Annotated in this window: 11 protein-coding genes, 1 pseudogene and 1 riboswitch; of the genes and pseudogenes, 3 read left to right on the top strand and 9 right to left on the bottom strand. The window is 34.3% G+C overall.

Features of this window, described 5'->3' with window-relative positions; translation table 11 throughout:
• The first annotated feature begins 34 nt into the window (after positions 1-34).
• Positions 35-319 (top strand): GNAT family N-acetyltransferase, encoded by a 285-nt coding sequence (locus tag GWR14_RS03120; protein ID WP_163408049.1) that lies wholly within the window; start codon positions 35-37, stop codon positions 317-319.
• On the opposite strand, the pseudogene GWR14_RS03115 reads toward GWR14_RS03120, so the two are convergent.
• The 9 genes and pseudogenes from GWR14_RS03115 to GWR14_RS03075 all read right to left on the bottom strand — a co-directional run bounded on the left by GWR14_RS03115 (position 316) and on the right by GWR14_RS03075 (position 9,909).
• Positions 316-1,746 (bottom strand): annotated as a pseudogene (locus GWR14_RS03115) (anion permease). The gene GWR14_RS03120 and the pseudogene GWR14_RS03115 overlap by 4 nt on opposite strands.
• Positions 1,747-2,152: 406 nt before the next feature.
• Entirely contained in the window at positions 2,153-3,196 is a 1,044-nt protein-coding gene (locus tag GWR14_RS03110) for a YncE family protein (RefSeq protein ID WP_163407598.1), read from the bottom strand.
• A 4-nt stretch (positions 3,197-3,200) separates the two neighbouring features.
• A complete protein-coding gene (locus tag GWR14_RS03105; RefSeq protein ID WP_163407597.1) occupies positions 3,201-5,054 on the bottom strand; it encodes a TonB-dependent receptor plug domain-containing protein in 1,854 nt (617 codons plus the stop codon).
• Between the two features lie 27 nt (positions 5,055-5,081).
• A riboswitch (cobalamin riboswitch) is annotated at positions 5,082-5,313 on the bottom strand.
• 65 nt (positions 5,314-5,378) lie between these two features.
• Complete coding sequence (gene cobC / locus GWR14_RS03100) at positions 5,379-5,915, bottom strand: alpha-ribazole phosphatase (RefSeq protein WP_163407596.1); 537 nt, start codon at positions 5,913-5,915, stop codon at positions 5,379-5,381.
• Entirely contained in the window at positions 5,900-6,685 is a 786-nt protein-coding gene (locus GWR14_RS03095) for an adenosylcobinamide-GDP ribazoletransferase (protein WP_163407595.1), read from the bottom strand. Before GWR14_RS03095 ends, cobC begins: the two co-directional genes overlap by 16 nt.
• Before the next feature lie 54 nt (positions 6,686-6,739).
• Positions 6,740-8,419, bottom strand: coding sequence for a nicotinate-nucleotide--dimethylbenzimidazole phosphoribosyltransferase (gene cobT, locus GWR14_RS03090; RefSeq protein WP_163407594.1), 1,680 nt, complete (start codon positions 8,417-8,419; stop codon positions 6,740-6,742).
• Between the two features lie 178 nt (positions 8,420-8,597).
• Complete coding sequence (cobU, locus tag GWR14_RS03085) at positions 8,598-9,107, bottom strand: bifunctional adenosylcobinamide kinase/adenosylcobinamide-phosphate guanylyltransferase (protein WP_163407593.1); 510 nt, start codon at positions 9,105-9,107, stop codon at positions 8,598-8,600.
• 37 nt (positions 9,108-9,144) lie between these two features.
• Positions 9,145-9,519 (bottom strand): four helix bundle protein, encoded by a 375-nt coding sequence (locus tag GWR14_RS03080; RefSeq protein ID WP_163407592.1) that lies wholly within the window; start codon positions 9,517-9,519, stop codon positions 9,145-9,147.
• A gap of 27 nt (positions 9,520-9,546) precedes the next feature.
• A complete protein-coding gene (locus GWR14_RS03075) occupies positions 9,547-9,909 on the bottom strand; it encodes a DUF5522 domain-containing protein (RefSeq protein ID WP_163407591.1) in 363 nt (120 codons plus the stop codon).
• A gap of 147 nt (positions 9,910-10,056) precedes the next feature.
• Here GWR14_RS03075 and GWR14_RS03070 point away from each other — a divergent pair, with 147 nt between their 5' ends.
• Positions 10,057-11,199 carry an ABC transporter substrate-binding protein gene (locus GWR14_RS03070; protein ID WP_163407590.1) on the top strand — a complete coding sequence of 381 codons (1,143 nt, stop codon included), beginning with the start codon at positions 10,057-10,059 and terminating at the stop codon, positions 11,197-11,199.
• A gap of 1 nt (position 11,200) precedes the next feature.
• Positions 11,201-12,229 carry a FecCD family ABC transporter permease gene (locus GWR14_RS03065; RefSeq protein WP_246236269.1) on the top strand — a complete coding sequence of 343 codons (1,029 nt, stop codon included), beginning with the start codon at positions 11,201-11,203 and terminating at the stop codon, positions 12,227-12,229.
• Positions 12,230-12,337 lie beyond the last annotated feature (108 nt).

The following is a 12,337-nucleotide window of genomic DNA, read 5'->3' as shown; positions in this document are numbered from 1 at the left end:
CCCCAAAAACATGATAAATATGGAGCCTACCGTAATGGAAATTAAAGACAATACTTTTGCAAGACAATTTGAAGCCACAATCCCTGAGGGCTTATTAAGTGTTGAGTATTCATTTCAGGAGAAAAAGATTTTTTTAACCAAAATTAATACGCCTGAAAATTTTGAAAATCAGCCAGTGATTGACTCTTTGCTGAAAAATATAATGGAACTGAGTACAGAGAAAAAATTAAGAGTTGTTCCAATTCATCCAAAAATTGCTGTTTTTTTCAAAAAAAATCCAAAATACAAAGAATTGCTTCCACCAGGAATCAGGATTTAAAAATAACCAATTAAACGGAGCCATAATCCGCCAATTACCATATAGATAAAGAGCATAACCAATCCGGTTATTAATCCTTTGATCCACCAGCTTTTCAGGTCGACATAACCACTTCCGAAGAAAACTGGTGCGGGTCCGTGTCCGTAATGGGTTAAAGTTCCATAAAGAGATCCTACAAAACCAAGCATAAAAGCGAGAAGTAAACCAGGAATTCCAATAGAGATTCCAACTCCCAATAAAGCTGCATACATGGCGGCTACATGTGCAGTTGCGCTTGCAAAAAGATAGTGGCTGAAAAAGTATACCAGTATAATGATAGGAAAAGCTATTTGCCAGCTTAAACCTCCAATCTGATTTTTTATCAAATCACTAAACCAGCCAATAAATCCTAATTCGTTGAGTGAGCTTGCCATCATTACCAAAACAGAGAACCAGACGATGGTGTCCCAGGCACCTTTTTCGGCTTTTACGTCATCCCAGGTTAAAACCGAAGTTAAAAGCAAAATGACTAAACCAATAAAAGCCGTTGAAGTAGCGTCGATTGAAAATAAATCACCTGTCATCCAGAGAAACAACAAAATAAAGAAGGTTAGCAGCATCATCCATTCGTTGCGGGATATTGCGCCCATTTCTTTTAATTTCTGAGCAGCAAATTGTGGTGCATCTCCGGTCTTTTTGAGTTCTGGAGGATAAATTTTATACAATACAAACGGAATTACAAAAAAAGCAACTAAACCGGGAACAATCGCAGCTATTGCCCAGGAAATCCAACTGATTTTGATTCCTAAGTTAAGCGCAAATTTTTGGCACATTGGGTTACTTGCCGTACCTGTCAGAAACATTAAAGATGCAATTAAATTGGTATTATAACAATTCAGAGTAAGATAGGCTCCTAGTTTTCGATGCGTTTCAGGCTGTTCAGGCATCGAACCAAAACTCATAGACATTGATTTCATAATTGGGTAAACAATTCCGCCGCCCCGGGCTGTATTGCTGGGAACGGCAGGTGCCAAAACTAAGTCAGCCAATCCTAATCCGTAAGCTAATCAAAGGGAACTTTTGCCGAAGAACCTAACAAATAAAAAAGCGATTCTGTTTCCTAAACCTGTTTTAATAAATCCTCTTGCAATGAAAAATGAAATTCCGATAAGCCAGATTACTTTATCCCCAAAACCTTTTAAAGCCAGTGTGATTGATTTTCCGGGATCGCCTGGAGCCAAAACTTGTGAAAAAGCGGTTAAGGCAACTGCAATCATACACATGGTTCCCATAGGAGCCGCTTTCAAAATAATGCCTAAAATAGTAGCAACAAAAATGGCAAATAAATGCCAGGCTTCGGCTGTAAGACCATTGGGAGCGGGAATTAGCCAAATTACGATTCCTATTGCAAAAGTAATCAGGGTTTGAGTAATTTTTATTTCTTTCATATAAACAAAGAATTAAATTAAAATCGGAATTGTAATTGAAATAAATAATTCATCATCAAAAATGATCTGCTTGTATCCGGAATTATGATTATTCTAAATTATCTGCCGTTTGAGTGTCGGCATTTGAGCATTCATCAGTAGGGCATCATAAAAAGAACAAAAAGGAGTAATAACGGTTATTTGTTAAATTATCTCTTGAAAATCAAGTTGGGTTTAATTTTTAAAATGTAATTAATTGATAATCAATACTAAGTGTGAGGCTAATGTACTGAAAAAAAATATAGCTTGTAAAAAAATATTCATTAAAATTTACCTGAGAAATACAAAAAAGGCTTTCAGTTGATGAAAGCCTTTTTTCCAAAAAACAATTTAAAAAAAACAAAATTAACTAATTGATAATTATTTTTTAATCATTAAAGTAAAAACCGTTTGTTCCCACACCTGAGGTTACTTCTTTTAGTAAATTTCCGCTTAAATCATAAATATAAGCTGCACCATCTTGTGTGTAAACTCCGTCAGCGATGTAAATACGGTTGTCATTTACAGCAAATCCATATACATTACTGGCAGGAGAGGTTACGATTGGTGTAGTTGAAGCTGCTGTTGCATTGGTATTGATTACATAAACTGAACTTCCTGATGTGTAATAAATTTTGTTATCTTCAATATCCATATAACCAGCTCTGTCTAAAGTTTCAGGAAAAGTAATTTTAGAAATTGATTTATTAGATAATTTTACTTTTACAATTTCACTTCTGTCTCCATAAGGGGCTCTTAAAATATACAAAACACCATCTTCTTCCTCTATAGAATCAGCATATGACCCAATTTCTATTGATGTTTCCAGTTTTTTAGTAGCAATATTTACTACCAATAGTTTAGTATTGTCATAAGGCTCAGTAATGTATAGTTTTCCATTTTCTTCAACTAAACGATTGGCAGTTGCATTCAAATCAATTTTAGACTCATACTTATTGGTCTTTAAATTAATAATGGCAACATAATCGTCCGTATTACCAGTTGCAGGATTTATGTATGAATAGGTGTTTGCATTGGTTACATATGCTTTTCCGTCTTTTACGACACCGTATCTTGGAGTTTTAAGACCTGTTGATATTTTATCAACTAATTTGAAAGTATATCTGTTAACTACGTTAATTACGTCTGAACCTCCGGCAATGATATAAGCATTATCCCCATAAAAGAAAATATTCTGCGCATATTTTCCAAGCAAGTCATCACCATTAGCGGCAGTGTAAACATCTTTGGTGAAAACGCTAAAATCTTCGCTTAAAAAAGAAACAGTTCCCTGATCTGAACTTCCTTCATTTAAAATGAAAACTCCGTTATCATAAACTCCTTGTGGTTCGTTTGAATCTTCATCATCGCTTGAACACGAAACGAATATAGAGGCACTAAGTGCTATTAAAAATAATTTGCTAAACTTCATTATATTAAAATTTTAAGATTAAATACATATTAAAATTACGACCCGGCATAGGTCTGTTTTCGAGACTTTCGTAAGCTTCGTTGAATAAATTCAGTACCTGAAAACCCAATTTGAAAGAATCTAAAAATTTAAAATCATAATCGGCTCCAATATTGGATATCATATAATCTTTTATGATTTCATCCGGATCATTGTCTGCTCGGGTGTAGACAAATCCGTTATGTAAAAATTGATAATAGGTTGAAATTTTATTTCTGGAATAAGAAACAGAAGCTGTAGCTTTATCAAAAGGAACAAAAAAGAGTTGTTTTTTTGTGTCAATATTTTCAGAAATGGTATGTGCGTAAGTTGCATTAACTGCAAAAATATTTTTACCAAATTGTTTTCTCCAGCCAAGTAAAGTTTCTGCTCCGTAACTGTTTACCTTATCAGTGTTTTGTGGAGTCCAGATACCATTTTTGCCAGGAACCCACTGCAATAAATCTTTTATTTTGATGTAATAGAAAGTCTGGGTTAGCGTAATGTTGCTAAATGTAAATACGTTTCCGACTTCTGCCTGATAGGAACTCTCAGGTTTTAAATCACGGTTTCCACCTGTTTCCCAATATAAATCATTAAAGGTCGGGATTCTGAAATTGCGGGATACATTCAATTTCAAATTGTACAATTTGCCAAACTGATGAGAAGAACCTAAAGAAAATAAAATAGGAGATTTGTAATTGTCTGTAAATTCTTTTCGAACTCCAAATTCATTTTTCCAGTTTGCAGAAATATCCTGTTTTACCAATAAAGAAGCCGAACTGATTTCGCGGGTATTGGTTCCAAAACCACTTCCGGTTCCTGTGGTTTTGTTGTAATCTAAAATCCCGTTTATTTGGGTTGACTTAAACAAAGTATAACCAAAATCAGCTTTTGTAATTAAGCTTTCCGTTTTTCCGTAGGTATAGTTATTGGTAGCGTTGTCAGCGTAGTATTGGTAATTTTCAAAAATATACGCTGTTTTAAAATTTGCAGTGAATCTGCCAAAATTACCATCGTATTCTAATAAGTTCCTGTTAAAACCGTTGATGTATTTACTTGGCGTTTCAGTTTCTGTGATTAAAGAAGTATTTCTGTCTGTGTTTGATGTTTGACTGTATAGTTTTAGAGTGTTTTTGGTGTTTAGTTTATAGCCTAAATTAGCACTCATTGTAAAAATATTGTATTCTCCATTTCGGTTCCAGCGTTGTTCACCTTTCCAGGTGTATTTTTTCACATATTTATAATCGTTTGTAGAACTGTTGTTAGAAAAACCAATCTGAGCACTCCATTTTTTGTTGGAAATATTAGTTTTATAATTAACTCCAATTGTATTGAAACTTCCGTAATCGAGTTTTAAATTATTCTCAAAGCGATTATAAAAGTCCAAATCGTTGTTTAAATGTACTGTTCCGCCAATTGCACCACTTCCATAAATTACGCTTCCACCTCCGGCTTTCACACTTACGGAATTATAATCAGAGCCTGAAATTGTATTAAAATCGGTGCTGCCGTTCATTTGCGAATTGATGTTAATCCCATTCCAGATTACAGCAGTCTGAGATGAAGTCGTTCCTCTAAAAGAAACCGTAGAAAGCATTCCGCGACCGTATTCTTTAAAATAAAGTGTAGAGTTGAAGTTTAGCAGGTCGGTCAGCAATGCTTCATTTTTATTGATGATCGAGTCACCAAGTTTTAAAACTGACTGAGAATTGGAGTATTTGTTGAGGTTATTGTCTGAAACAACAACTTCTTTCAGTTTCATAATAGAATCGTTCTGTGCCGAAATAATCTGGCACAAAAGCAGCAAACAAAAAGCAAAACGTATTTTTAAAGTCATAATTTCTACACTCTTTTTCCCGAGAGTTCGATATTTGTTAATAAGGCAGGTCTCCTGGCTTGCGTCTTGTTGTTTACCTTCCCATCAATAAATGACAGTGGTTTTGTAGATAACAACAAGCATTCTTTTGACAGAACTAAGCTTACAGTTGCGGGTACAGCTCAAGATTTTTTGTTTTAAATAATTTAAAATCAATAACTTGATTCCCTTTTAATGTGTTTTTTGTAATTAAAACACAACCTTAATCGGGTGCAAAGATAATGTTAAAAATATGTAAAATTCAAATTTGTTCTACTTTTCAATAAAAATTCTAAACAAATAATGTCAAAAATCTATTCTGATGACCTCCCCAAAATCTACTTTATTTTGAAACGCATCTTTTAACGGCAGTGAAGAGTGATGGCATAAAAAGCTCCTGATAATACCTGCATGAGCTACTATAATAACAGGATAATTTATTTTTTTTGATTTTTTTTCGGATAAGAAATGACCAGTCCTTTCATGTAATTCAATAAAAGATTCTCCATTTGAAACTTTAATATTGACAAAATCTTGCATCCACGGATTAAGCTGTTCCTGCGGAATAGTATCCCAGTTTTTCATTTCCCAATCACCAAAATTCATTTCCATCAGGCGTTTATCTTCCTGGTAAGAAATGGTTTTTATATTGTTCTGAATGTATTTTGCCAAAGTAACACACCTCTTCAGAGGACTGGAAAAAATTATTGCTTCTGAGGGTAAATGCGAAAGGATGTTTTTAAAAATTGTCTCAAAAGGTAATGCTAAATCTACATCAGATTGTCCGTAGCAAATTCCTTTTTCACAGATCGTTTCGGTATGACGGACTAAATAAATTTCCATAAAAAAAGAAGACTTAAATAATAAATAACTTCGCATACCTGCTGTGTTGCGCCAAGGCAATCTCCGGTATAACCGTCAATCCATTTTTGAAAATAACGAGCCAGAAAATAGCGGGTTATGAAAACCGGAATTAGAACTAAAAGGATTTCATATTGAAAATAGGAGAGTGCCAATAATGGAAGCAGCCCGAAGAAAAAAGAACCGAAAACTTCTTTCCAGCCATAGTTTTTTGCAATAGGTTTGCTTTTACTCGAAGCATCATCGCGAGAATAGTCATGAGTAAAAATAATAGAAATTGCCGCCAAACGACTTACAGAATGGGCAGAAATAAACAATAGAGAAATCAAATAATTGTGATTAGAAAAAAGCAAAATAGATTCTGAAAGTAATTTGAATTTCAATAAAAACAACAAAACCAGTCCAATCGCACCATAAGCTCCAATCGCACTGTCTTTCATAATCATCAGGATTTTTTCTTTGGTCCAGCCTCCGCCAAAACCGTCGCATACATCAGCAAAACCATCTTCGTGAAAAGCTCCTGTTGTTAATATGGAAGCGATGATTCCTAAAATCACAGCCGTTTCTGTAGATAGAAAAAGATAAGAAATATAGAAGGCAAAAAATGAAATACTCCCCACAATCCAGCCAATTAAGGGGAAGTAGCGAGTAGCTTTGTTTAAATATTCAGGATCGTGACTAATGTTTTTCGGACAGGGGATCCGGGTGTAAAACATCAAACAGGTAAAAAATATATGGAGTTCTTTTTTCATTTATAGAATATTTTTAAATTGAAATTTGCAATTGATATTGACATTGCAATTTCTTCATTTTCTGCTAACTCCTGCACTTTCAAAACTGGCCATTTCGTTTAAAAAAGCTTCAGCAGATTTTAAAATTGGAAAAGCAACTGCGCAGCCGGTTCCTTCACCAAGGCGCAAATCTAAATTTAAAATTGGTTTTGCCTGTAGATAATTCAATAATTTTTGATGTGCTTTTTCTGCAGAGCAATGACAGAAAATAGCATTTTGTATAATATCAGGATTTATTTTGGAAGCAATTAAAAAGGCAACACTGCAAATAAAACCATCAACCAAAATAAGCATGTTATTTTCGAAAGCAGCTAACATTCCGCTTGCCATTTGTATGATTTCAAAACCTCCGAAGTAGGCGAGCTGTGACATTAATTCGTCTGGCCCCGAATAATTTTCGATTGCTTTTTTAAGCAGGTTTTGTTTCTGAATCAATTTTTCATCAACAACTCCTGTTCCTTTTCCGACACATTCTTCAATCGGGAAACCCGTTAAGATGCTCATTAAAACAGAAGCTGTAGAAGTATTTCCAATTCCCATTTCACCAAAACCAATACAATTAGAGCCATTTTGAGCAATAGGTTCGACAACTGATTTTCCTTTTTCAAAACACAATTGCAATTCCATTTCGCTCATTGCCGGTGCATGCAAAAAAGATTGGGTTCCTTTTGCGATTTTAGCATTAATTAATTCTGCATTCGTTGGAAAATCATAATTGACCCCGGAATTTACAATGGAGAGTTTGATATTATGCTGATTGCAAAAAACATTAATCGCAGCGCCTCCTTCCAGAAAATTATTCACCATTTGTCTGGTCACATCCTGTGGATAAGCACTGACACCGTGATTTGCAATTCCGTGATCGGCTGCGAAAACGACAATATTTGGGTTAATTATTTTTGGGTTTAAAGTTTTAAAAACTGTTCCGATTTGAAAAGCCAGCTTTTCTAAAGTCCCTAAAGCGCCAATAGGTTTGGTTTTGGAATCTATTTTTTCCTGTAAAAGCCTGCTGAAATTTGTTTTGTCTCTAATTTCAGACTGAGGATTTAAAACAAAATCTGAAACAGGATTTTCAATAACATTTTTAATTTCGGTACAATCAGGAGCTTCCGATTTTTGTTTCCAGTGTAATTGCTGCAGCATGGGCTGATTGCCGTAATTGGTTGCCGGTTTTCCTATGCAGAAATAACCGAGAGGCTCAATATTTTCGGGTAAATCAAGTATTTTTTTAAACTGATAATAATTTAAAATCGAAACCCAGCCCATTCCGTAGCCTTGCTCTGTTAGCGAAAGCCAGATATTTTGAGCTGCACAAACTGAACTGAATTTTACTGCCTCATTACTTCCAACAGTACCAATTGTAAACTGATTCAGGACAGAGCGGTCATAAGCAATTATAAGCCCAATTGGAGCTTCTTCAATTGCTTCCAGTTTAAGAGATTTATAAAGTTCTTTTTGTTCGGGATTATCAGTAAGTTCTTCAGCCTTTTTATTATAATCTAAAAACAATTTTTTAACAGCATTTTTTACTTCTGCCGATTTGATGATGTAATATCTTGTAGCATCTGTCAGCCCGACAGAAGGTGCCCAATGTCCAGCCTGTAGAGCCTTTTCAATTACCTCATCAGGAACTTCGTCAGCTGTAAAGTGTCGTGTATCACGGCGTGATTTTAATATATCGTCCAGATTGCTCATTTTCAAAAATCAATTACAATGTCAAAAATCAATATCAATACAATTTCAAAAATCAATTGCACTAATCCTGATGTTTGAATTTATGTAAAGTTAAGGCAGAGCTTTTGAATTTTGAATTTAAAATTTGGAATTTCTTTATTTATTGATATTGATTTTTGAAATTGCCATTGAAATTTACTTAACCTTTTATTTTGACAGGGATCCCCGAAACCATCAAAACCACTTCATCTGCATTTGAAGCCAAAAACTGATTCATCCAGCCTTGCAGTTCGGTAAATTTTCTCCCAATGTGAGTGTCGGCATGCACGCCCATACCGATTTCGTTTGTAACAATAATCAGGTTGGTATTTTGTTGACTGGCTATTTTTTTAAATTCAGTCTTTGCTTCTTCCAGTGATAATGTGATATCATATTTAGTGTCAACAAAGAAGTTAGTTAACCAAAGTGTTACGCAGTCGATTAAAGCTGTTTTGTCTGAGAAGTCAATTCCACTCAAATATTTTTCTTTTTCAATATTTGTCCAGCGTTCGTCGCGCTCTTTTTGGTGACGGTCAATTCGGTGCTGAAAATCATCATCCCATTTTCTGGCAGTTGCCACATACATTGGAGCATCTGAAAGCTGTAAAGCCAGATTTTGAGCATAGCTGCTTTTTCCTGATCGTTCGCCTCCGGTAATTAAGTAAATCATTAATTGGAATTGTTAATTATGAATTGTTAGTTATTAATTAAGAAAGGACTTGCTTAGCAATAACTTGGTTTTTAGTAGTTTTAAGAATGCTGGTTGTTAATTTTAATATTGTAATTGCATCATCATGAATGTTTCCGAATTCTTTTTCACTTAAATATTCAGTTGCTTTGAGTAGTTCTAACCAATAAATTGTTTCATTGGCTTCTTTCTGTGCAATTGCAAATTTATGAATAAAATCATTTTTACTTTCAGCATGCTCTGCTTCTCTTATCATTGCACCAATACTGGTTCCGGATCGAAGGAGCTGTTTAGATAGCGTAAATTCTTTTTTCTCAATACATAGATATTGGTATAATTTAACTATTCGAATAGCAAAATCAAAACTTTTATCTTTTACAATGTTATTTTTCATTAAGAACTAACAATTTATAATTAACAATTAATATGGGCAATGGCGACAGGCATTCCCACAACAGGTTCCCCTTTTTAAATGAAACCAGGGTTTAAAAACATAATTGCCATTCTCTACATAATAGTCAATATCTTCAATTAGTTTTTCAGTTTTTGGTAAACAAATGGCTTTATTTTTAGGGGCTTTTTTAGGAGTAATAGTTTCGACATAAGCATCGATTTTGTCAACACATGCTTCTTTGAAACATTCGGGACAAAGACAATCTCCTCCTTCTGAAAGATTGAAAATAGGAGGAAAATCGTTACACCAGCAATTATTTTCAGCAGAAATATTTCCACAGCTAAAAGAAGATTCACAGCTTGAACAAACTTTTGTTTTTATAATATTCATAATATGTAAAAAAAGGTGTTTGTTTAAATTTGTAAGAATAAAGATAAACAAAAAAATATAAATTACGTTACCTTTGCCATTATTGATAAGGGAACGATAATGACGAACAATAACAATGCCATACCCCTTGAAACAACTGACCTTAACATGAAACATTTTTTTTTCAATTTTATTTTTATCATATCTTTTTTTCTTCTGACGGGATGCAAAAAAAATGAAACCACAGAAGTAGCTGCTTCTAAAATTCCTCAAAACAGTATTGAATATGCTTCAGGACTTTCAATTGTAAAACGCGATGGATATTCGGTGGTTACAGTTTCAAATCCATGGCCGGAAGCGAATAAAAATTTTAAATATATTTTGAAAGAAAAAGACGCTGAGGTGCCAGATAGTCTACAGAATTATACAATGATTAAAGTTCCTTTGGAATCTGTCGTGGTAACCTCAACAACCAATATTCCGTTTCTGGAAATGTTGGATGTCGAAAATAAACTGACGGGTTTTCCACATACAGATTACATTTCTTCCGAAAAAACAAGAGCGTTAATTGACAAAGGTTTAGTTAAAAATGTTGGACAAAACGAAAAATTGAATATTGAGCAATTAATAGAATTGTCCCCGGATCTGATTGTGACTTTTGGTGTCGATAATAATAATCCAATGCTGGATAATCTGAAAAAAAGCGGATTGAACGTTTTAATTCAGGGTGACTGGATGGAACAGTCTCCTCTTGGAAAAGCAGAATGGATTAAACTTTACGGGGCCTTATTTGGTAAAGAAGAAAAAGCAAAAGAATTGTTTGATAAAATCGTAGAGAGCTATAATCAGGCGAAGAAATTAGTTGCCGGTAAACCTGTCAGTTCAACAGTTTTATACGGCTCCATGTACGAAGATGTATGGTATGTGGCCAAAGGAAATAGCTGGGTTGCCCAATTTATGAAAGATGCTCAGGCAAATTATTTATGGTCTGATCTAAAAGGAACAGGAAGCCAGGGATTGTCTTATGAAAAAGTACTGGACAAAGCGAAAACGGCAAATGCATGGATTGTGACAGGGTCATTTAAAACTTTGGACGAATTGCAAAAAGCGAATCCGCATTACAGCGAATTTGACGCTTTTAAAAACAAAACGGTTTATACATTAGAAAGTAAATTTGGTGCTACGGGTGGAACGATTTATTACGAATTATCGCCAAGTCGTCCGGATTTGGTACTGAAGGATTATATCAAGATTTTTCATCCGGATTTACTGCCGGGTTATGAATTCACTTTTGCAATCAAACTGAATTAAATTGGCGAACCAAAAAAGAAATACTATTTTATTTGTCATTTTGGCTCTAGGGCTTTTACTGATGTTTTTTATGAGCATTAGTCTGGGGTCTGTTAATATTCCGTTTAAAGACGTCTATACAAGTTTAACCGGAGGAGAAGCCAGTAAATCGACCTGGGAATATATTATAATTAATTATCGTTTACCAAAAGCCATCACGGCTATTTTGGTGGGAACAGGGCTTTCTATAAGCGGTTTGCTGATGCAGACTTTATTTAGAAATCCGTTGGCAGGACCTTATGTTTTAGGATTAAGTTCAGGAGCAAGTTTAGGAGTAGCGTTTGTAATTTTGGGAGCAGGTTTTTTGCCTTATTTTTTAAAACTCATTGCTTTGTCATCTTACGGAATCGTTTTGGCATCTACTTTAGGAAGTACACTTGTTTTATTACTGGTTTTGTTAGTTTCACAAAGGTTAAGAGATACTATGGCAATTTTAATTGTCGGTTTGATGTTTGGGAGTTTTACAACAGCAATTGTTAGTGTTTTAACTTATTTCAGTACAGCTGAACAGCTTCAGAAATTTACTTTTTGGTCGTTGGGAAATCTTGGAAACCTCTCATGGAATTCTATTTGTATTTTATCTTTTTCTGTGTGTTTTGGTCTGGTTTTAAGTGCCGGAAGTATCAAACCTTTAAATGCTTTGTTGTTAGGTGAAAACTATGCGAAAAGTATGGGGCTGAATTTGAAAAAAACTCGATTAGTAATCATTTTTGCAACCAGTATTTTATCAGGAAGTATAACGGCATTTGCCGGTCCCATAGCATTTATAGGATTAGCGGTTCCGCATATTGCAAAACTGACATTTCAGACCAGCGATCACAAGGTTTTGTTTTGGAGTACATTGCTTTTTGGGGCTATTATTGTGTTATTCTGCGATATCGTTTCTCAAATGCCAGGCTTTGATGTGACGCTTCCAATTAATGCTATTACGTCTATAATTGGGGCTCCGGTTGTAATTTGGTTATTGGTTCGAAAAAGAAATTTTCAGTAAAAGATTACAATTTTTTATATCTTTAGTTTTTTTTAACACATAGAGACATAGTTTTTGAAAGCTTAAAAAGGCATTTCACTTTTCTTCAAAAAACATAGATAGATTGAA

Source organism: Flavobacterium ajazii, assembly GCF_010614725.1.
GTDB lineage: Bacteria > Bacteroidota > Bacteroidia > Flavobacteriales > Flavobacteriaceae > Flavobacterium > Flavobacterium ajazii.
Note: the sequence above shows the minus strand (reverse complement) of the source record. Positions and strands in the feature narration are given on the sequence as shown.